The organism is Saprospiraceae bacterium (assembly GCA_016719615.1).
GTDB lineage: Bacteria > Bacteroidota > Bacteroidia > Chitinophagales > Saprospiraceae > Vicinibacter.
Genome location: JADJYQ010000001.1, coordinates 425,030 through 446,958 on the forward strand (window position 1 = coordinate 425,030; position 21,929 = coordinate 446,958).

Sequence of the window (21,929 nt, forward strand, 5' to 3'; positions counted from 1 at the left end):
TGATTGTAAATTGTCAATGCCTAAATAGGGTTGACCGTTTTGTGTAACTTTTTACTCGAATTATTTGCAGAGAATACATCAAGATTCTGAGGTGTTTTTTGCTCAAAATATATGGGGTTCGATACCCCATATATTTTGTTATTTGCATCAAATGACTCTTTCATCCTCGGTGTTTTTTGCAATTGTAAAGTTATATCCAAATTTTCAAATTCAACAGGACTTAATCTTTGTAACTCTTTATGAGGTTTTTCTAAGTTATAAAGTTGTACACTTCGGTCAACCTCTATAGTCAATTGATGATAATTTTTAATATCCCTGTGTATCAAATAGTTATTCTTTATGATTCCATTAATCCTTTCAGCTTTACCATTTTCCCAAGCATATTCACACATACTGTTTCTGATTTCATATTTTGCGGTAAGCTCTAAAAAGGATTTTGCATAGTATTGTCCACCACCATCGGAATGGAATATTAATTCGCTCATCTTTTGTTTGGCTCGCAACTTTATAGCCATTTTTAAGGCTGGCATTGTGGTACAAATGGTCGTTAAATTATCCGACACGTTATGCCCAACAATTCGTCTAGAATAAGCATCAAGGATAAAAGTTAAATAATAAAACCTATTGTTTAATTCAAAATAGGTTATGTCGCTTTGCCAGACTTGATCAACTCGATTGATTTGGAGATCTATAAGCAAATTGTCAAATCGTATAACCCCTGTGTTGTCTGTTGTTCTTGGCCTAAATACTTTCTTAAGGGACATCAAACTATTTTCTTTACAAAAGGCTTCAAAACGGTCCCTGCCCATGGATTCTGGCCGAATTTTATAAAACAGATCACGCACTCCCATCGTAGGGTGATCTTCACGAATTTGGTGTATGAGCCACAGAAGTTGTGCTTCTATTTCTAGATCCTGGTGATTCCTTTCTATTCTTTGATGAACAGATTGTTTGCTGATATTCATTACTCTGTACAACTTATTTAATGAGAATGGATATCGCTTTCGCTCCTGTCTGAAGTAGCAGATTGTGCTGAAGAATATTTTTTTTAATATCAATCTTGTATGCTTCTTCTGCTAATTCAATCATCTTAGTTTGAAAGTCAATTAGGATCTGTTTTGACCAATTACTCGTTCCAATTCTGCAACTTTTTGCTTAAGTTCTATTATTTTTTTAGTGTCGGAATTTGTTTCAACAATCATGCGAATTTGGCTTTTAGCTGCACCAAATTTACTCATCCATTTGTATACATTGGTAGGGCTAACCTCGTATTCCTTACAAATTTCACTGACTTTGCTCCTGCCTTGCTCTATCTCGAGAACCTTCGATCGTTTGAAACTTTCTGAAAAATGCCTCGCCATACGCTGCTCAATGCTCATTTTAAATTGCCTTCTAATTGTTGCCATTTTTATGTTTTTTAATGATAAAATATGGTCAACCTATATCAGGCACTGACAAATTAAATCTGAATTTATTTTTTACAACATACATTTCAATATCCGAATGGATAATAACGAAATGAATAAAGATACTTTTATAAAACCATTTAATCACCCAGCCGGCTTCAGCCGGATCAAAAAACGAAAATTCAAAAATCTTAAATTGGAACCCGAATCACTCCTCATCAAACAAGAACGAAACGCGAACCCATTAATAGGAATGGGTTTCAACCCATTCCGCATGAGGAATCAAATCTAAAGTGTAAAAATAAATTTGAAATAATAGACAGGTATAAAACCCAGCCGGCTTCAGCCGGATACAAAAACGTGTATTTAAAAATCTTCAATGGAAACGCAAGCCAAAAAATGATGAGTATAGATAGAGCTATAAATAGGAATGGGTTTCAACCCATTCCGTAGAGGGATACAAAAACGTGTATTTAAAAATCTTCAATGGAAACGCAAGCCAAAAAATGATGAGTATAAATATAACTATCAATAGGAATGGGTTTCAACCCATTCCGTTGAAGGAAACAAAAACGTGCATTTAAAAATCTTTAAAAGGAACCTAACACAAAAAATGATGAGTATAGATAGAACTATCAATAGGAATGGGTTTCAACCCATTCCGCAGAGGGATACAAATGAAATGTAAAAATAAATTGAATCTATAATACAGGAATAAAACCCGCCGGCTTCAGCCGGAAACAAAAACGTGTATTTAAAAATCTTCAATGGAAACGCAAGCCAAAACATGATGAGTATAGATAGAACTATAAATAGGAATGGGTTTCAACCCATTCCGGATTTTCAAAGTCCAAATTTCAATACCTCTTCCATCGTATCCACATAATGAAACTCCAATCCCTTGATGTGCTCAGGATTCACTTCATCAACATGGACCTTATTTTCCTTACACAACATGATGGTTTTGATGCCTGCTCGTTTAGCAGCCAGAATTTTTTCTTTGATCCCACCAACAGGCAATACCTTTCCTCGCAAAGTAATTTCTCCTGTCATAGCAAGATAAGGCTTGATGGCTTTGTTGCGAATGGCAGAACACAATGAACTCAACATGGTAATACCGGCAGAAGGACCGTCTTTTGGTATGGCTCCTTCGGGAACGTGAATATGAAAATCGTTTTTATCAAAATACTCCGGATCAATTTTTAATTCTGCAGCATGAGCTTTGATATAACTCAATGCAGTGCTGGCAGATTCTTTCATGACATCCCCCAGATTTCCGGTAAGTACAAGCTTACCTTTACCTGCAGAAATACTGGTTTCAATGTAGAGAATATCGCCGCCAACGCGGGTCCATGCGAGTCCGATGGCTACGCCTTTTGGCAACTTTTCCTGATAACGCTCTGTATTATATTTGACCACTCCTAATGCAGTTGCAAGACCATCTTCTTTGACCTGATAAATTGTTTTGGGCTTCATGGCGATCTGTGCTGCTGCTTTTCTCACGACTCCGGCCATTTGTCTTCTTAAACTTCGCACTCCCGATTCACGCGTATAATCTTGGATGATTTTTTCGAGAAGCTTGTCACTGATTTTAAATTGTTTGGCTTTAAGTCCGTGTTCTTCCAGGACTTGTGGGATCAAATGATCTTTTGCAATTTCAATTTTTTCTTCAGTACTGTATCCTTGCAATTCGATAATTTCCATCCGGTCTAATAACGCCGGTTGAATGGTGTTCAAAGAATTGGCCGTTGCAATAAATAATACTTTAGATAAATCAAATTCGAGATCGAGGTAATTGTCATGAAAACTAGAATTCTGCTCCGGATCCAAAACTTCTAATAATGCAGAAGAAGGATCTCCTCTGAAATCTTTTCCGATTTTATCTATTTCATCTAAAATAAAAACGGGATTTGCTGATCCTGCTTTTCGCAAAGATTGAACAATGCGTCCGGGCATTGCACCGATATAGGTTTTTCGGTGTCCTCTGATTTCCGATTCATCGTGAAGCCCACCTAAAGACATTCTGATAAATTTCCGATCGAGTGCACGTGCAATAGATTTTCCCAGAGACGTTTTTCCAACACCCGGCGGACCTACCAAACATAAGATCGGAGATTTCATGTCACCTTTGAGTTTAAGAACCGCCAGATGTTCTATGATCCGTTCTTTAACTTTTTCAAGCCCGTTGTGATCTTTATCTAAAACTTCTTTACACTTTACAAGATCATAACAGTCTTTGGTATATTCTTCCCACGGAAGGTCCACCATCAAATCAAGATAATTCATCTGTACAGAATATTCTGCGACTTGCGGATTCATCCTTCTCAATTTATTGAGTTCTCTTTCAAAATGAGATTTGACTTCCTCCTTCCATAATTTCTTACCTGCACGTTCGATCAATACTTCGATATCCTGTTCAACAGGATCCTGTCCCAATTCTTCCTGAATCGTTTTTAACTGTTGATTTAAATAATAATCTCTCTGTTGTTTTTCGAGATCCGTTCTGACCCTCGATTCGATTTGATCTTTGACTTCTAACAGTTGAATTTCATTGTTGAGATAAATCAATAAATCTTCTGCCTTTTTATGAAGTTCATCGGTCTCTAAAAGTTCCTGTTTTTTCTGAATGGAAATATTCAGATTGGAAGAAATGAAATGTAATAGAAAGCGATCATTCTGTATATTTTTCAATAATACTTGTGCTTCATTCGGGATTTGAGGCGTGAGCTCTACGATGCGCCTCGAATTCTCCTGTATGGATTTGATCATTACCTCATACTCCATCGGATGGGTCGTCGGGATATGTTCTCTTTTGACAATTTTTGCTTTTAAAAAAGGGTCTTCAGAGAGCCATTCGGATACGAGACATCTTTTGCGGCCTTGTAAGATGACGGTCTGACTTCCATCGGGCATTTTCAGTAGTTTAACGATGCGCGCAACGGTTCCGGTTTGGTATACATCAGCGCTTCCGGGTTCTTCTGTCTGTGGATCAATTTGTGTAAGTACCAGGATGTATTTATCAGATTCATTAGCTACTGTGACTGCTTTGATAGACTTTTCACGGCCAACAGTAATGGGAATGATGACTCCGGGAAATAACACGGTGTTCTTCAAAGGCATTACTGGCAGTACTTCGCCGATATTGTCTTCTCTTACCGGCAATTCGTCATCTGCTACTGCTACAAAGGGTAGTACTTCGCCGTCATCCTGTAATTGTGGTTCAAATATATAGGAGCTAAATTGCATATGATCACCTGTTTTAAAGCAATTAAATTGCGTGTATGTTATGTTGTCAATACCTGTGCCATAAGGGGATTTTCGTCGATTATGTGACAAAAGGCCCGAATGCTTTGTCAATTTGTCAATATATTGTAAAAAGCCAAGTTTCAGGGTGCCAACCTGGCTATGAGCCATTCCTGATCTGATTTGCTGTAAGCAAAGCGGTCGTGTAACCTGCTTTCCCTGCCTTGCCAGAATTCAAAATATTCAGGCAAAACGATGTATCCACCCCAATGGGCTGGCCTTTTGACGGGTGCATTGGCAGCTATTAAGTTTTGGAGGGCCTCTTCCAATACAGATCTGTCTGCTATTATGTTGCTTTGAGGTGAAACCACAGATCCCATCTGAGTGAGTAGCGGTCGACTGTAAAAATATTCATCCGAATCGGCTTCCGGAATTTTATAAGCATTTCCTTCAATGCGAACCTGACGCTCCATGGCTTCCCAGAAAAACAATAAACTTACAGCAGGATGAGAATCGATGTCTTGTGATTTACGGCTGTTGTAGTTCGTAAAAAACACAAATCCCGATTCATTTACTTCTTTGAGCAATACCACACGTGAAGAGGGTTTGCCTTCTGATGATATGGTCGACAAAACCATCGAATTGGGTTCAGGCATTCCGTGTTCGATGCAGGCTCTGAACCATTCCTGGAATTGTTCAATGGGATCGGCTAACAAGTGTTCGTGTTCCAGGATATTTCGCGTATATTCTCTTCGAAGATCTTTCATATCCTTGCATTTAAAGTTTACCTGTACTCTTGTCAAATTTGACCTTGGCCTGGATAAGTTGAAATTGTGCATCGATCAGATGAGACTGACTCTGAAAATAATCGCGTTCGGCACTGGTGATTTCCAAACTCGAACCGATGCCTTCTTTAAATTTGATCTTGGCCGTATCATAGATTTTTTCGGCCAGCGCGATCGATTTTTTGCGACTTTCAAACGTCACAAGAGCATTGAGATATTCCGTTTTGGCGTTATTGTATTCGAGGTGAACGGCATTTTCAAATTGATTCAATTGCAATTTGGTTTTGTCTAATGTTACTTTGGCTCTTTGTATTTTTGCCTTGCGGTCAAATCCTGTAAAAATGGGCCAGGAAAGGTTTACACCCACATTCGAAGTCTGAAACCATCCATTGTCATTGCCATCAAAAAGTTTGTTGCGCTGCAAACTTTGTTGGTAAGCAGCAAAGCCATACAGGCTGGGATAATAACTGTATTGATATCTTTTAATATTCATCTCCGCAAGTCGGATTCCCTGCATGATGACCGGATGCTCAGGTCGTTCCTGTATATTAAGTTTGATCTGGGGATCCATAACTTCGAGGTAAGATCGATTCAGGAGTCCGGCCAAGTCATCTTTCAACTGAATTTCTTTATCCAACGGATAGTTCATCTGGAATTTTAGGACTGCGATACTAACATTTGTTAGTTTTTTGAGCTTTTCAAGTTCGGCTTCAAGGTTTTGCACGGAAAGTTCGATTCGATCTACGTCCAAACGTTCTGCGAATCCGGCATTGAAAATTTCCTGAACTTCATTTTGTACTTTTTTAAGATTGCTCAGGTTTTTTTCGAGGATCTGGATGTTTTCGTTGATGGTTAATGCCGATAAATAGGACAAGGTGATCGTATACCGCAAATCTGCCTCTGATTGTGTAATCTGTTTGAGGATGAGCTCCCGATACATCTTTTGGGCCTTTAGTCCGATAAAAAAGCTGCCATCAAATAAAAGCGTATTCAGTTCGAGTCCGGCATTCAGATTGTGTTTAGTTCCAAATTGTACGGGTACTCCGCCGGGTTCATCCAGATCCCTGCGCGGCAATAAATTTTCATCAAAGAGCACATCATAGATAGCCGGTTCTATAAAATTTGGAAAAATGCTGGTGGGCAATTTTATAAAATAATTGTATCCGACATTTGCTTGCAGTTTGGGTAATCCGATAGCGGTATATTCTTTAATCTGTCCATCTACGTCCTGGACATCCAGATTTTTTACTTTTAATTCCAGATTGTTTTTACGGGCATATGCTATAGCCTCTGATAAACTGAACGAATCCTGACTAAATGTGGTAGAAATAGCGAAGAGCAATATGAATAAAAAAAAGGCTTTCATGAACAGGTTTTTACAAAGATGATGTTTCGGCTTTACAATCCGGTTTGACCGCGTGTTAATATTTGAAAAGAGAAATTAAATGAATTGCCAATGAAAAAGCCAGGCAGAATATACCCAAAAGTTGGGCAACTTCCTTTTCGTTTTTCGATTCCATTGGAATCCTCATTCAAATGTACCTTTACCAACTGTTTTCAAAGCCTAAAGTTCATTTTGTGAAGAGATTTCAATCGAAGCTATTTTATGTTTATGGACTGTTGTTGTCGGGCAGCCTGTCGATCTTACATTGCACCGATGACAAACGGCCAAAAGATCCCTTAACTGTGATTTCAGACAGGTATCAAAAATATTGTAGCAGCTGCCATGGGGGAGATGGTAGCCTTTCGATTAATGGGGCTGTAAAGTTAAAATACTCACTGCTGAGTCTTGAAGAAAGATTTCTGGTAATCTCAAACGGTCGAAATGCGATGACTGGCTTTACAGGTATATTGGATTCCCTGGAGAGAGTTGAACTTGCTGCTTATACCATGAAGTTTAACGATGCCGATGGAAACTAAAACGGTACTGATCACAGATGTAAACGCGGATGCGGGTATGCAATGTGTACAAACTTTTTTATCTAAAGGCTATCATGTCAGCGCCATGTTTTCGGGAAATCATCCTGATGATTCGAATGTTGAATGGATAGAAGCAGAAATCCTGGATCCGGAATCTTATTTTCCATTTTTATCAAATGTGCATCTGATTGTTCATAATGCCACAATGATTTCTTTTAAAACTGAGGATCATCAAAAGTTAAAAGCGGTCAATACCATAGCTACCCGTGATTTGGTCAACAACGCATTACTGGCCGGAGTGAAGGAAATGATCTTTATGAGTTCGGCATATACTCTGATACGAAGCGCTGAACCTCAATTAATATCTACAACGGCCGTAGGCAACCCGGTGTTTCTCAACCACTACACTCAAACCATGTTTCAGGCCGAACTCGAAATGCACAGAGCGGCTGCAGAGGGTATGAAGATCTGCATCTTAAACTGTGCTCTGGTAAAGGATCAGACCGAAGCTGAGCCATCAGCTTTTGGCCGACTTATGCACACCATCTCCAAATACCCCCAACTTTTTCATCAACAGCTGCCATATATTTCTACTGATGATCTTAAACAACATATTTTGAAAGTGGTGGATGAAAATTATGGGGACGGCAATTTTTATTATTTTCAGAAGGATCAGACATCCAAGGCCACCAGCAAGACCTTGAAATACAAAATGGAACACAAAAAATTCCATTGTTAACTTCCTTATCAAATCACCTTCTCCCTCAACTAAAAATGTCTTTGAACAGGCTTTTTGGCCGGGAAGACCCATGGTTCAACAAAGCTGCCCTAAAGTTGTTCCAAACACCCTTTGTCTGGCAGCCAACAGAAACCAATCAGCAGTTTTCCAGCGAAAACTCCTAAACCACCATTCACTTTCAACAGGAATGGGAGGCTCAGTTTAGACCGGAATATTCAATATGCACTAGCGGTGCAAAATACCACTAAGCCTCAATCTTTCGGAGCTGATGCATTTACATTGATATTGACAAATTGATCCTACACACATGTTTAAACATCATAAAAGACTATTTTCATCTTACTTACAAACCCACACCTTTGTAAGTTCTAATTTTTACAACATTGATTGTTAAATATCAATAAATCAATATAATACATATATTAATTAAAACTATATTATTCCAAATTTCAATTTTAGTTAAAGCATTGTTAACTTTACTTCAATTAAAACCATGCTTATGAAGAAATTTATACTCTTTTGTTCTATTTATTTCTTTACGACTGCCTTGATTGCACAATCGGTAGTCGTCAATTCACCTGCATCGATTGCTGGTGCACTTCAATATGGAAATACTGGCGTGCCTCCTGCTCATTGGGGCGCAGACTTAAACAGTAATATCTGGACGGCTGATGTTGCTGCGATGATGGATAAGTGTTTAACTCCCTTAGATGGCTGTGATACAGTAACAAATAAATCTGAACTTGTAGGTAAACTGGTTTTGATAAATCGAGGAACATGTAATTTTAGTTTTAAAGCACTCCAGGCTCAGGATTGGGGAGCTATCGGATGTATAATTGTTAACAATGTTCCTAATGGAGGTGTAGCTGTAATGGGAGCCGGTACTTTTGCCGCAACCATAAGAGCTGATTTTCCAGTCGTCATGATCACATTTGAAGATGGGGAAAAAATTCGTGCAGAAATGGCAAACGGTCCGGTAAACATGAGTATTGGAAATATTCGTTTCGATCATGATGTGGCAACAGATAGTAGAAAAGCAATTTCTCATATGCCTTATGGAACCTATCCTGGTGGTTGGATTCGAAATACAGGAGATTTTTCAGTAACTCCCGCTGCAAATATTACGAACAAAGGAAAAAACATTGAGACTGGTAATAAAGCAAATGTTTCTATCCGATTTACTCCACAAGGTGGAAGTTCAAGCGAGTATGATAATCAAACTTCTGATGGCTCTTTGGTTATAGAAGTGGACTCTACAAGATCAGTTGAATTTTTACCTTTCGATTTTGCAGGTAAAATTCCTGGAAATTCAATTGGTAAGGGTACACTTACATATACAGTTAGTTCTGATGCTACTGATGGATCTAATTTTGATAATGTTGGGATATCTGAGTTTTATTTGTCCCAGAATATTATCTCAAAATCGAGACTATCAGCGAATTTAAGAGACCCATTTTCAACAATTTCAATCAGACGTGGAGATAATACGAACGCTGAATATTTAACAGGAGTAAAAATCCCTTATGGAATTGGTTGTAGAATTGATAGTATATTGTTTTATATGACAGTTAATGCCCCTGCGACATTAGCTGGCTTAACTCCAGAAGCAATCTTATATGGTTGGAATGATATTGATGGAGATGGAAACGCAACAAATGCTGAAATCAGTTTTCTTGCTTTAGGTACTTATACATTTGATGGAGGAGAAACACGTTCAGCAGCTGTTGTGCGGATTGCGTTGGAGGACTTTAATTCAGGGGATCCAGGTTTCACAATTCCAGACAATAATATGAGATTTTTTGTTGGAGTCAGGTATTCTGGTACAGAATTACCCTTTTTTGGATTTGACGAAGGGATGGACTATATCTGGAACAACGCACTTTTAGCAAGAATGGGAACAATTACGGATACAGACATTCCTTATGTTGGAGTTTCGCAATATGACCCTAACACTGGAGTTCCTGACCTTGAAAATGCATTTGTATTCACCAATAGAACGGGAGCATTATCCGTTTCATTGATTATGTCCGGAGATTGTCTTGTTAAATTAAAAAATGTACAAGAAATTAATGCTGAGATTGATTTAAGTCCAAATCCAGCAAAAGATTATATACTTGTTGACGTTGCCCTTGAAAAGTCTACATCAAAAATAAAATACCAAATCTTCGATAATTTTGGAAAAAAAGTACTCGACATTGAGGATAAAAATGCAGCTGATAAATTTTTTCAAAAAATAAATTTAACTAATTTATCTTCTGGAACATATCATATAAATATTGTTACTGATCATGGATCTAAAATGAGATCGTTTCAAATTATATAAAATTGATTACCATTTGTTTAAATTTAAATTTTTAATTATGTAAACATTATTTTTAATTTTCAAAAAACCATTTTTTATGAAAAATTTATTTTATTTCATTATTGTGTTATTTATCACATCATGTAGCCTCGATCATGAAATAAGTAAAGAAAATTCTTCAAAGAAAACAGGAGAAATTCTTTTATTGCCTAGATCTACAGCTCCGTGTGACAACCCAAGCTACAATTGTACGGATTTAAAAATTAGACTTAAAAGCTTTTATCGGACGAGTCAGACCAATTTGAATTGTTGTCCATTACAATCCCCAATATTTATTATTTTTAAAAACACATATTACAATTATTCAGGTTCTGCATGTGAACCGGCAACATTTATTTCCCAAATTTCTAATGATGCAGTTCAATGGACTGAACTTCCTTGTCAAGCAAAATATGAACATTGCAGCTATTGTAGTAAATTTGAATTTCTTGTTCGATGGTGTGGCACAACAGTTTTTAATTATGCAATGGATTTTGAAGTTGATGGACCATGTGGAATTCAGACTTTTGGGGTTTGCAATTTAAATGGTCCGACTTCTTGCACATATAGGCCGCATATTTCAGGGAGTAATTACATTTTTGATAATGCAGTATTTTATTATGAATTGGATGAAAATTGTTGTTTTGAACAATCAACTGAATGTGAAAGTACAAATTGTGCAGCATCAAATGGAAATGATTGTCCGATTAACTACGAATGCAATCCTGAGCAATAGATTCACTTTTAAGATTTTAAGAACTCTACTATAAATTTTTATTTAAACATAGGTAAGGACAAAAAGGCTATCAGTGGATAGCCTTTTGTCCTTAAATTTTATTTGTTAGTTAATATGTTCAATTCTGATTTTCTCATATAGAGCAATAGAACCAATACTATTATAAAATTTCTATAGGTTGGCTGACCAGAAAATTGTTAATGAAGTATGACAGTGATTTGCGAATTTAAATTATTGGAAGGGTTCAAAATATTACGCATAACAAAAAATTATTCACTAACTTCACCTTCAAACAAATCAAAGCCTTATGAAAAAACAAATTTTCTCCACACTATGTTTGATCATTCTCCACTTCATTGCATATACCCAATCCAATGTTCAGGGCATTGTAAAAGACAAAGAGGGCAATGAACTGGATGGTGCATCCGTGCAGGTCATTGGAACCACCCGTGGCGCACATACTAACGAAAAAGGGGAGTTTACCATTGCTATCAACAAAGGAGAGAAAGTCCGCGTAAGTTTGGTTGGCTACCAAACTACAGATCATGAATTAATGGCCGGCAATAAAAATGAGATCATGCTCGAAAATTCCATGACTGAATTAGATCAGGTCGTCGTTGTGGGTACACGCCGCTCCAATCGCGTACGAACGGAAACAGCGGTTCCCGTAGATGTGGTTCAGATCAGTCAAACCCAGTTTCCTACAGCTAAAATGGATGTAACCTCTATGCTGAATTTTGCTGCACCTTCTTTTAATCATGCGAAGCAATCCGGTTCAGATGGAGCAGATCATGTAGATCTCGGCACACTTCGCGGCCTGGGTCCGGATCAAACGCTGGTTCTGGTCAATGGGAAAAGACGTCATCAATCAGCCTTTGTTTCTGTATTTGGAACAAGAGGAAGAGGCAATTCCGGAACTGATCTCAATGCGATCCCACAATCTTCTATTGATCGCATAGAAATCCTTCGCGATGGAGCTTCTGCTCAGTATGGTTCTGATGCAATTGCCGGTGTGATGAATATTATTCTGAAAAAAGAAACCGGAAAACTTACTGGCAATGTCGGTTATGCAGCTAATTATGATGATGAATACAATACTATTTTATCAAAAGATCAGGGTTACAATGAATACGACGGCAAACTCGATGGGAAAACATTTACCGCCGGTGCCAATTATGGCTTAGGACTCGGTGATCGCGGCGGATTTTTAAATATTTCTGCTGATTATGTCACCACTGGTAAAACGTATCGTCAGGACCCATCTCAAACCTTGCCGTTTAATATATATCGGAGAACGCATGGCGATGGATCATATGACGGAATTGGAGCAGGCCTTAATGCGGAATATCCTTTAAACGATGCAGGCAACTGCAATCTTTATGCAACTGCAAATTTTACCTCCCGCGAAACAGATGCTTTTGCTTTTACCAGAAGATTCGGAGATAATCCTGAAAGATTTCCTACGGATGCTTCCGGCAATTTAATTCAGGTACCGGGAATCATCAAGTCTGATGGTGCGGGGTCGTTTTATTACAATCCCCATATCCAAACGGAGATCAAAGACCTGGCCGGAACCGTGGGACTCAAAGGTACTCTGGGAGAAAAGTGGAATTACGATGTATCCGGAACCCACGGCAGCAATGATTTTCATTTCTTCGGAGACCAAACTTTTAATGCAGGTTTAGGTGCCGACAAAACACATTTTGACGACGGCGGATTTAAATTTTCACAGACCACAGGTAATTTGAATTTTACAAGAGAAATTCCTTCCATCTTGAAAGGCTTACACCTTGCTTTAGGTGCTGAATATCGCACGGAAAATTATGAATTGTATGCTGGCGAAGAAGCCTCCTATGCCAATTATAATCCCGACAAACCCAGCGGTGCTCAAGGATTTCCGGGATATCAACCATCTGATGAAGTAGATGCATCGAGAAATACTTTTGGTGTGTATGCAGATGTGGAAGCAGATGTATGCAAATCATTGCTATTAGGTGCAGCATTCAGGTATGAAAATTATTCTGATTTTGGTTCGACATCCAATTATAAATTTACAGGACGATACAAGATCGATGCCACCACAGCATTACGTGCCTCTGTGAGTACAGGATTCAGAGCACCTTCTTTGCAACAGATCAATTTTAGTTCGACATTTACAACCGTACAAGGCGGTTTGATTTCAGAAGTCAAAATTGCACCCAACTCCAGTCCAATCACCCGGGCAGCAGGTATTCCCGAATTGAAACAGGAGGAATCTGTCAACATGAGTTTAGGTGTAACGATCCGTCCAAACAACAACCTGATCTTTTCCGTAGATGCATATCGCGTTGAAGTAGAAGACAGAGTGGTTTTGTCCGGACAATTTAGTGCAGATGATGCTTCTTTGAGTCAGGAACTGAGAGATATTTTAAATAATCTGAAAGTAAGTTATGCGCAATTTTTTGCCAATGCTGTTAATACAACCAATATGGGTATTGATGTGGTTTTGGAATACAATCACAAATGCGGCAATGGCAACATGAAATTTTTATTTACTGGTAATGCACAAAAAATGGAAATTGACCAGATCAATGTTCCTTCTGCACTTAATACTTCAGAATCCAACCGCGAATATTTTTTCAGCGAACGCGAACAGTATTTCTTAATAGCCTCAGCTCCTAAAACTAAATTTGGATTGGGTTTGGATTACAGTTGGGATCGCTTTTCAATCGGTACGAGAATCAATTATTTCGGTCAGGTAAATCTATTGGGTTATGGCGATTTCAATTCGCTTGAACCTCAAGTACCCACAGATGCAGATGAAAACATTCGCGTACGCGATGAATACAACTACCGCCGCAGATGGGTGCACGATATTTTTGCATCCGTTAAAATTATGGACGCCGCAAAAATTTATTTTGGAGTAGACAATGTATGGAACGTACATCCCGATTTGGGATTTGCACCTGGTGCAGCTGGTTGGGCTTACAACAACGAAACCGGCGGACCCTGGGATGCAGTGCAAATGGGCGGCAACGGAAGAAGATTGTTTGCAAGATTATCATTCTCCTTCTAGTACAGGATTTAACGGATTTTAACAGGATTAACAGGATTCATGGCATTAGAGGATGATATTCTTTTATTGTATAAACGAATCAGTTGTTTTTAAACAACTGATTCGTTATAATTTTATTTATTATTCTAAATCTGCGTGTAATCTGCGCAATCTGCAGGAAACAAACGGATGATTATTTGCATCCCAAAGTTTATATATTTACACATCCCAAAAATCACGGCAAATCATAGTCCATCATAATCCATCATAATCCATCATAGCCCATCATAGTCCATCATAGTCCATCATAGTAAATCATAATCTATCACAGTCCATCATAGTCCATCACAGTCCATGCAACAACTCCCACGCCGATTAACTTTTCTAACCGTAGTCGCAATCGTGATCGGTGATGTCATCGGTTCAGGTATATTTTTAAAACCCGCTACTATTGCACAACAATTTCCTTCTATGGAAGGAATACTTTTACTCTGGTTACTAGCCGGCGCAGTAACCCTCATGGGAGCGCTCACCAATGCAGAAGCAGCAAGTCTTTTTCCGGAGACCGGCGGACAATACGTGCTCTTCAAACACATGTATGGGCAGCTGTTTGCATTTCTATACGGCTGGGCTAGTTTTATTGTCATCAATACAGCGGGCATTGCTTCCATCGCTTATGTCGCTGCATATTATTTTGATTATTTGTGGCCGCTTTTTCGTTTTGATCAACAGACCGAACAATCTGTTTCCTTGTTTATTCCGGGCCTTGGAAAATTTTATATGCTCGAATTTTTTGGAAGAAAGGCTATGACCATATTGATCATGCTGTTGTTTACCATTGTCAATGTTTATAGCGTCAAAGAATCTGCAACACTGCAGCGCTGGCTCACTGCAAGTAAGTTAGTGGTCGTATTGGGATTCATTGCTTCGCTATTTATTTTCGGCTCCAACACAACACCCACAGATCCCTTGATCAGTAGTTCCAATCTTACCATCGTGGGTTTTGTATCCGCATTAGCCGGCATTTTCTGGTGTTTCGACGGTTGGAATAATGTGAGTTTCGTTGCAGGCGAAATTGTAAATCCTGAAAAGGTAATTTGGAGGAGTTTATTCATTGGTCTAAGTGTTTGTTGTGGCGTCTATCTGTTATTCAATTTAGCCATATTTTACGTATTGCCCTTAAATGTGATCCAATCTTCCAATTTTGTGGCGGCGCAAGCAGCAGACTCGGTATTCCCTTTATGGGGTGGAATTCTGGTCAGTGCAATAGTACTTTTTTCCATTTTAAGTGCGGTCAATGGAAATATTTTATCCTGCTCAAGAATTAGTTTTTCTTTCTTTAAAGACTTTCCTGTTTCCCAAAAACTAACAACTGTTCGTACCGGATCGCAAAGTCCTTCCGGCTCCCTTTGGGCCAATACCTTTTGGGCATCTGCATTGGTGATGATCGGCTCTTTCGATATGCTCACCGATCTTTTAATATTTGTAAGCTGGTTTTTTTATGGGATGTCAGCTCTGGGCGTGATCCTGCTTCGCTCCAAAATGCCCGATGTACAAAGACCTTATAAAGTACCACTCTATCCCTGGCTTCCATTGGGATTTATCCTGTTTAGTTTTTTCTATCTGATCCTCACCATTTATGCCGATATACAGGCATATGCACTTGGACAACAAGCTAACATCAAATGCCTCCTGGGCTTTATTCTGGTATTGTCCGGATTGCCGATTTATTTTTGGAAAAGAAGGAAGGAAGTTGGCAGTTGACAGTTAGTAGTTTCTCAATGGTTTCGGAGCAAAAACAATTATAACTTCGATTCATCATCCTGTTGGAAAACTTAGTTTGCCGACCGCAATTTTAAATGAAATCGAATCACCTCGAGAACTTGACTCTGCAAAATATAATAAAAGTACCCCACATGGCTGACAAATGCGATCGCACCAAGCTGTCCGTAAATGTGGAATTTATCTGATGAGTTTATAGAAAAAAAATAGAGCAAAGACCTCATTCCATCTTTGCTCTATAATTTGTGAGAGAGTTTAAAGCTAAAAGCTATAAGCTATAAATGATTTTTAAAATGCCATCCATACTCCTTGCTCTTTACTCTATAAGTCATTTTCTAATTCACAACAATTTTCCGGCTTTGTTTTCCTTCGGGAGTTGTTACAGAGATGATATAAATTCCGCGATTCCAATTTGTTGTTGGAATACTTAAGTTCGTTTTTCCGGAATTTAGTTTCAATGATTGTTCCCAAACGGAAACACCGTTGATGTTTCTACATTCAATTTGGCTAGCAGCACTTTTTGCAGATTCAATTTCTAAAGACAAAACATCATTTACCGGATTTGGATAAACTTCAAAAAACTTGTTTGATATTTCTTGATCTACACCTACAGTCAAAGTATAAGTACTAAAATATCTGCTGAATGTGCCCGTACCGATCACCCTTTGTTGAAAGATCTGATTGTTTTGATCGTCAAAAATTTTGTAGGTGCCATTCAAACTGCTGGTTCCGTTGATCACAGTAATTTTGTAACATTTATCTTTTTGCAGATTCAAAGTTACCCTCTTGGCAAGATTGTCAGTAAATGGTCCACCTTCTGCGATGATCACATTTTGATCGTCATAGATTTTGAAACTGATTTGTGTTGGTTGTGCAGCAGGCTTCAACTCGAAAGTTGAGTTTGTGGTCGTCGAAGGAGTTGGAACGAAAGAGTTTATACTCTGGTTGTTGCCTGGTTCTATGTCGTCTTGACCGTTGACTTTGCGAATATCAAGCGTCATCGTGTTTGCATCTTTGAATGGCGTAAATTGAATTGCCGGCAAAGTGATATCCTTATCTTCGAGAAAGGCGATGTTTCCACTCCACTGATGCGTTTGTATTGGACCACCATTGATGCTGTAAGCGATCTCTAACGCAGTAATGTTTGCATTTCCGGTGTTGATCACTTTAACAATAGGACTCGTTTGAGTACCGCAGATTAAAGTATCTCCAAACACTCCGGATGCACTGCTTTGTTTGATAGAAACGTCGTTTCCTGGATTAGGAGTCAAAGTCAGATATTCGTTTTCTGCCTGATAAACTTCTTTGGTAGCATCATTTTGAATGAAAACTACTGTCTCCAGGTTTCTAAAATTATACACTTTATCAAATTTGTAAACAAATGTGTAGGTTTTGCTTTTTCCCGGAGCGTCAATTTCAGAAATGTTTGTACCCGTGGTATTAGGCAGGAATTTTTTCATGACGTGGTGAAATACTTTTTCACCATTGGTTCCCGGAGGAGCCAACCATTCGATGACTTTTTCGCAGACGGCAACGCGCATCAATGGAGTGCCACTTACAGCCGCAGTTCTTGTGACCGTCACTGAAATTTCCATAGAGTTGTAATCAGCCAGGATTTTATTTTGAATTTCAATCTTATAAGGAGATGGAATCAAAGCAGCAGATTGAATGGCTGCATCTGTAATGGTATTGGTTGGAGCGCCCAGACTTGATGCATTTAGAAAAGCATCAGGTACCCCCTGAACCTCATAATAATTGACGCGAGTTTGCACTTCACTGGCGTTGTCTTTATTCATAGGATCAACACCTGGCCAGCTCACTTGATAGGCGATTTTACAAACTTTTGATTGATTCCTTTCCAGGATTGGCGCAATCAAAGGATTATAGTAGGCACATGGTCCGCAAGAAGCCTGGGTGAAATGTTCAACCAAAACTTTTCTGGGGGATTGCCCAATTGCAATACCTAAGCAAAAGATACTCAGGAAAATAGTGTAAAAGTTTAATTTCATGTACATTGGATTTTAGTCTAAATAAATGATGTTAATGTTTAAAGTAGTGGATAAAGATAAGGCGAAAAAAAAGACTTCAGTGTTAAAATCTTTGGCCATTTCGAACCAAGTCCAACAAATCTTGTTTAGTTTTATTATTTGAACAAATAAAGATCTCCCCGATAGTCTTTTATTTTGTCAAAGGACAAAGGTTGGTTATTGTTACTATCGGGGCTTTTTTTAATAAAACCAGGGCCCCATAGTTTCGAGCATTTTAGAATTAATCCAGGCTCCAACAAGACTATAAACTATTCATTTTCCTCAATAGATGGACCCGGATCCCCAGATTTTCGCCGGAATACTCAAGTCATTATTCTAAAGCAGATTTTTAAGATGAGCAAACACGAAACCCTCCATTAATGTCCTCCTCAGCTATACTCCATACTCATCCATCCTCCATAAACTTTACTCCTTACTCCTTAATTCCTTACTCCTTATTCCTCACTCCTTTCTTCGGCACCGGATCTGGTCCGTGGCCGCCCCAGGGATGGCATTTTGTAATCCTTTTGAGTCCTAAAATAAATCCCTTTAAGGGTCCCCATTCTTCGATAGCCTGGATCATATAGTTCGAACAAGTGGGCTCGAACCTGCAATTTCTTCCCAACATTGGTGACAACAACCATTGATAAAGTTTTATGGGAAAGATCAACAGTATTTTAAAGAGCTTTATCATTCTTGGTGAATGTGGAAATGATCATCCATAAAATTAATTTTCACTAAATGTTCGAAGCATCTATTTGTGACTTTAATTGCCTTTTTATTTTTTCAGCGGCATTCAGCAAAAGCTCTTCATTCGAAGGAAAAGCCAAGGGTTTGCCTTTTAGATTTTTCTTACATTCATCTGATAGATAATCCACATTTCCTTTTGTGATTTTTACATATTTATTTTCAAAGATGCCTTCAACTTCCAGCGGTTTACTTAAGGCTACATCGCCGCTTCTAAGCTGGATATACATCATTCTACCACCGAGCTGTACCGATTTCTGTTGGTGAATTTCTTCTACCGTGGCAACGTATCTCGTTTTAATTTTTTCTTTCATCACTCTTCCTAAAGAGTCTTTTATGATTTTACCTTTTTTGTCTTTCATCGGCTCTTCGGTGATGATTTCATTCACGTCTTCATAAACCCTTGATTTTTCGCGCTCCGGACTAAATTCAAGGTGGTTCAATTCCAATTGAATATGGTAATCATATGAAACGGAAGGATTATTTTTTACATCATATGATTTCCAAGTGGTGTTAAGTGCATCCAGTCCGATACTTAACATTTCGCGTTCCACATTTTCTGGAATGATGGTCAATGTATTGTTTTTAAGTTTGACGAAATAATGCGTCATTCCTAATGTTTTAGCTAATTTTTTAAGAGCATCCTTGTCTTTATATGCGCTGAAAAGAGGATCAATGTCCTGCAGTTGCTTGTAAGCTTCTTTGGCGGCAAGTTTGTCTTCATTCCTTTTAGCCTCATCAATGAGCAACAATGCCGATTGATAGAGATAATCTGCAGTATTCTTTTTGGACTCTCTTTTGAGTTCTTCAATATTCACAAAATGGAAACCGGCACGATATCCATCCTCTGCAACAAGAGGGATAAAAGGTTCTATTTTTCTTTGTCTGTTTTCGATGCGTTCATGGATAATATAAATCCGGCTCCACTTTTCATCATCCTGACTTGCGCGGAGTGTCCGTTCCGTTTCCAGATCTTTTTCCTGTGCTTTTTTAAAGGAATATTCCAAAGCCAAAACGATTTCTTTGTCTCGTTTTTTCTTTCCTGATAATTTCTGAACCGAGTAATCTATGGCCTGATCGTAATCGCCGCGATCGATCATTTTCTGAACATTGCCACAAGCGCTTGAAAAGATCAACAATCCAAATGCGTATATTAGTTTTTTCATAAGCTGGTTTTGAATTTGGACGCACAATTACTTCAAAAGCAAAGCCAAACATTTCGCTTTAAAATAATTTTAACCAAAAATAGGTCAATATTGAATACATAAAAAAAGGAAATGGGCTTCCATTTCCTTTTTGTGCCCGGGACAGAAGTCGAATCTGCACACCTTACGGCATACGCCCCTCAAACGTACGTGTCTACCAATTTCACCACCCGGGCGGGTCGGCAAAGATAAGCAGCTCTTTGATTTTTCGGATGACATCCGGATCATTTTCAGAGGATTCAGAAGTTTCTAAAGTTGAAAGACAGGCCACCAATGCTGCATGCGTTGAATAAATTAGCATCTTATATTAAATAAATATTTAATGTTTAAAATATTAAAAATAAGATAAATACACTTTACATAAGCTATGGCTATTTCATGAGTTCATAAATATGGCAATTACATATAAACTTTTTTATAATATTTTTCGTTAATTCCTTGGATTTATGAAACTAGAGTTTTAGTTTTACACCAAATCCCGGCGACAGTTAGTCTTCATAAACGTATCGAATACCCTCTCGTCCAATTTTATGAATCATCCATATGACCTAATCGTCATATTTTAAAATATCGCTGCCATAGCAGCTAAAGATCGTAGTTTTCTTATTTTGAGACCTTAGTCGAAAGAGCCTGAATTTGCGCCTTGCAAATTTGGGCTTTTTTTTTATGGAAGATGGATTATAGATGATAGATTGTTGAAGATGGATGATAGATGATGGAGTATAGTGAAAAGCATGTAAAGTCTAAAAATAAATTTGTATTTTATAGAACTAACACACGTTCGGGTGTGGTTTTTCTTACAAGCCTACGAAAAGAAGTTTTCAGTTTAATACATCAAACAGACTAGCAGACTAGCAGACTATTCCTCCAAACAGTCAAATAGTCAAGCAGACTTTTCCTACAAGCCTACGAAAAGAAGTTTTCAGTTTCCAGTTTTCAGTTTAATACATCAAACAGACTAGCAGACTAACAGTCAAACAGACTAACAGACAAGCAGACAAGCAGTCAAACAGACTAACAGACTAACAGACTAACAGACTTCTTCCTCCCAGCCAATCCATTCCTCTCAAGATTTCTCCAAAATCTCCTCCCAAAACTCAGCAGCTCTCCTCGTATGTGGGATGCAAATAGAACCACCCACCATATTGGCAATAGCAAAGACTTCATAAATTTTTTCGGTGGAGATATTATTCTCGTGACATTTTAATAAATGATATTTAATACAATCATCACAACGCAAGACCATCGATGCCACCAGTCCGAGCATTTCTTTAGTAGCAACATCTAGTGCACCTTCCTGGTACATTTGGTGATCGAGCGAAAAGAATCTTTTTAAGCAAGATTGTCCTGCCCTAAAATTACTTCGTTCATTTTTGAACGGTATTCATTGAATTCCTGAACTAAAGACATATGCGATTTTTAATGGTATCAAACTTCATTTCGATTGACTTGTTTCCAGATACTCCAGAAGATTTTTGGAACTAAAACAATCGTCGAACCAAAAAAGGCCGTTGCCCAAAAGATCATTTCTGAGCGGATAAACATAGCTAGTTTATCCTGTTCTTGAACCGGTAAATGTTGCACCAGTTCCTGAATGCCAATATCATTGATCAAATATTTAAAATGATGAAAACGGTCGAAGCCTAATATAAATGCAATAAACAAAATACCTATAAATGCAATTTTTAAAGGAATGTTCCAGGCATAGGGTGTATATTTCCACAAGAAAAACCAGCGTGAGCAAGTGATGGCACCAAAAATATAACAAACATTTGAAATCCAGAATGGATATTGAATTTGATAAATTTTGATTGGCAATAAAAAAACGAATGCTCCAAATGCGGTGCAGATCAGCCAAAAGACCTCGAGTTTCACTTTCCTGATTTGTATTTCCATCCTTTTTTGAACGACAATTACTTGAATTTTGAATGTATTCAAGATTGCAAACTTAAGTCAATTCCGGC

General features: G+C 38.2%; 16 protein-coding genes, 1 tRNA gene and 1 pseudogene. 6 read left to right on the forward strand and 12 right to left on the reverse strand.

Annotated features, from left to right (window positions below):
* Positions 1–20: 20 nt before the first annotated feature.
* The 5 genes from IPM92_01705 to IPM92_01725 form a co-directional block, all read right to left on the reverse strand.
* On the reverse strand, positions 21–965 hold the full coding sequence (locus tag IPM92_01705) for an IS3 family transposase (GenBank protein ID MBK9107114.1): 945 nt from the start codon (positions 963–965) through the stop codon (positions 21–23).
* Between the two features lie 141 nt (positions 966–1,106).
* Positions 1,107–1,406 (reverse strand): transposase, encoded by a 300-nt coding sequence (locus tag IPM92_01710; GenBank protein MBK9107115.1) that lies wholly within the window; start codon positions 1,404–1,406, stop codon positions 1,107–1,109.
* Between the two features lie 843 nt (positions 1,407–2,249).
* Positions 2,250–4,652 (reverse strand): endopeptidase La, encoded by a 2,403-nt coding sequence (lon, locus tag IPM92_01715; GenBank protein ID MBK9107116.1) that lies wholly within the window; start codon positions 4,650–4,652, stop codon positions 2,250–2,252.
* A 140-nt stretch (positions 4,653–4,792) separates the two neighbouring features.
* The gene (gene pdxH, locus IPM92_01720; GenBank protein MBK9107117.1) at positions 4,793–5,416 is read right to left on the reverse strand and encodes a pyridoxamine 5'-phosphate oxidase; all 624 of its coding nucleotides are present in this window, start codon (positions 5,414–5,416) and stop codon (positions 4,793–4,795) included.
* 10 nt (positions 5,417–5,426) lie between these two features.
* The gene (locus tag IPM92_01725) at positions 5,427–6,800 is read right to left on the reverse strand and encodes a TolC family protein (GenBank protein ID MBK9107118.1); all 1,374 of its coding nucleotides are present in this window, start codon (positions 6,798–6,800) and stop codon (positions 5,427–5,429) included.
* Between the two features lie 212 nt (positions 6,801–7,012).
* Here IPM92_01725 and IPM92_01730 point away from each other — a divergent pair, with 212 nt between their 5' ends.
* From IPM92_01730 to IPM92_01755, 6 genes are all read left to right on the forward strand, one after another.
* Positions 7,013–7,354: a cytochrome c gene (locus IPM92_01730; GenBank protein ID MBK9107119.1), complete on the forward strand. Its 342-nt coding sequence runs from the start codon at positions 7,013–7,015 to the stop codon at positions 7,352–7,354.
* Positions 7,344–8,093 (forward strand): SDR family oxidoreductase, encoded by a 750-nt coding sequence (locus IPM92_01735; GenBank protein MBK9107120.1) that lies wholly within the window; start codon positions 7,344–7,346, stop codon positions 8,091–8,093. The genes IPM92_01730 and IPM92_01735 overlap by 11 nt, the downstream gene beginning before the upstream one ends.
* 499 nt (positions 8,094–8,592) lie before the next feature.
* A complete protein-coding gene (locus tag IPM92_01740; GenBank protein MBK9107121.1) occupies positions 8,593–10,416 on the forward strand; it encodes a T9SS type A sorting domain-containing protein in 1,824 nt (607 codons plus the stop codon).
* A gap of 76 nt (positions 10,417–10,492) precedes the next feature.
* Positions 10,493–11,170, forward strand: a complete 678-nt coding sequence (locus IPM92_01745; protein MBK9107122.1) for a hypothetical protein — start codon at positions 10,493–10,495, stop codon at positions 11,168–11,170.
* 307 nt (positions 11,171–11,477) lie between these two features.
* Positions 11,478–14,225 (forward strand): TonB-dependent receptor, encoded by a 2,748-nt coding sequence (locus IPM92_01750; GenBank protein MBK9107123.1) that lies wholly within the window; start codon positions 11,478–11,480, stop codon positions 14,223–14,225.
* 333 nt (positions 14,226–14,558) lie between these two features.
* The gene (locus IPM92_01755; protein MBK9107124.1) at positions 14,559–15,968 is read left to right on the forward strand and encodes an amino acid permease; all 1,410 of its coding nucleotides are present in this window, start codon (positions 14,559–14,561) and stop codon (positions 15,966–15,968) included.
* 353 nt (positions 15,969–16,321) lie between these two features.
* On the opposite strand, the gene IPM92_01760 is transcribed toward IPM92_01755, so the two are convergent.
* From IPM92_01760 to IPM92_01790, 7 genes and pseudogenes are all read right to left on the reverse strand, one after another.
* On the reverse strand, positions 16,322–17,995 hold the full coding sequence (locus IPM92_01760; GenBank protein MBK9107125.1) for an Omp28-related outer membrane protein: 1,674 nt from the start codon (positions 17,993–17,995) through the stop codon (positions 16,322–16,324).
* Positions 17,996–18,461: 466 nt separating this feature from the next.
* Positions 18,462–18,707 carry a membrane protein insertion efficiency factor YidD gene (gene yidD / locus IPM92_01765; GenBank protein MBK9107126.1) on the reverse strand — a complete coding sequence of 82 codons (246 nt, stop codon included), beginning with the start codon at positions 18,705–18,707 and terminating at the stop codon, positions 18,462–18,464.
* 43 nt (positions 18,708–18,750) lie between these two features.
* The gene (locus IPM92_01770; protein ID MBK9107127.1) at positions 18,751–19,926 is read right to left on the reverse strand and encodes a hypothetical protein; all 1,176 of its coding nucleotides are present in this window, start codon (positions 19,924–19,926) and stop codon (positions 18,751–18,753) included.
* A gap of 133 nt (positions 19,927–20,059) precedes the next feature.
* A tRNA-Leu gene (locus tag IPM92_01775) sits at positions 20,060–20,141 on the reverse strand.
* A complete protein-coding gene (locus IPM92_01780) occupies positions 20,129–20,266 on the reverse strand; it encodes a hypothetical protein (protein MBK9107128.1) in 138 nt (45 codons plus the stop codon). The genes IPM92_01775 and IPM92_01780 overlap by 13 nt, the downstream gene beginning before the upstream one ends.
* Before the next feature lie 765 nt (positions 20,267–21,031).
* Positions 21,032–21,375 (reverse strand): annotated as a pseudogene (locus IPM92_01785) (carboxymuconolactone decarboxylase family protein).
* An 18-nt stretch (positions 21,376–21,393) separates the two neighbouring features.
* Positions 21,394–21,903 carry a hypothetical protein gene (locus IPM92_01790; GenBank protein ID MBK9107129.1) on the reverse strand — a complete coding sequence of 170 codons (510 nt, stop codon included), beginning with the start codon at positions 21,901–21,903 and terminating at the stop codon, positions 21,394–21,396.
* Between the last annotated feature and the right edge of the window lie 26 nt (positions 21,904–21,929).

Coding starts and splice junctions, on each gene's coding strand:
- IPM92_01770 (MBK9107127.1), bottom strand. CDS start 19,926: ATGAAAAAACTAATATACGCATTTGGATTGTTGATCTTTTCAAGCGCT.
- IPM92_01725 (MBK9107118.1), bottom strand. CDS start 6,800: ATGAAAGCCTTTTTTTTATTCATATTGCTCTTCGCTATTTCTACCACA.
- yidD (MBK9107126.1), bottom strand. CDS start 18,707: ATGATAAAGCTCTTTAAAATACTGTTGATCTTTCCCATAAAACTTTAT.
- IPM92_01705 (MBK9107114.1), bottom strand. CDS start 965: ATGAATATCAGCAAACAATCTGTTCATCAAAGAATAGAAAGGAATCAC.
- IPM92_01740 (MBK9107121.1), top strand. CDS start 8,593: ATGAAGAAATTTATACTCTTTTGTTCTATTTATTTCTTTACGACTGCC.
- lon (MBK9107116.1), bottom strand. CDS start 4,652: ATGCAATTTAGCTCCTATATATTTGAACCACAATTACAGGATGACGGC.
- IPM92_01735 (MBK9107120.1), top strand. CDS start 7,344: ATGGAAACTAAAACGGTACTGATCACAGATGTAAACGCGGATGCGGGT.
- IPM92_01750 (MBK9107123.1), top strand. CDS start 11,478: ATGAAAAAACAAATTTTCTCCACACTATGTTTGATCATTCTCCACTTC.
- IPM92_01745 (MBK9107122.1), top strand. CDS start 10,493: ATGAAAAATTTATTTTATTTCATTATTGTGTTATTTATCACATCATGT.
- IPM92_01780 (MBK9107128.1), bottom strand. CDS start 20,266: ATGCTAATTTATTCAACGCATGCAGCATTGGTGGCCTGTCTTTCAACT.
- pdxH (MBK9107117.1), bottom strand. CDS start 5,416: ATGAAAGATCTTCGAAGAGAATATACGCGAAATATCCTGGAACACGAA.
- IPM92_01760 (MBK9107125.1), bottom strand. CDS start 17,995: ATGAAATTAAACTTTTACACTATTTTCCTGAGTATCTTTTGCTTAGGT.
- IPM92_01710 (MBK9107115.1), bottom strand. CDS start 1,406: ATGGCAACAATTAGAAGGCAATTTAAAATGAGCATTGAGCAGCGTATG.
- IPM92_01755 (MBK9107124.1), top strand. CDS start 14,559: ATGCAACAACTCCCACGCCGATTAACTTTTCTAACCGTAGTCGCAATC.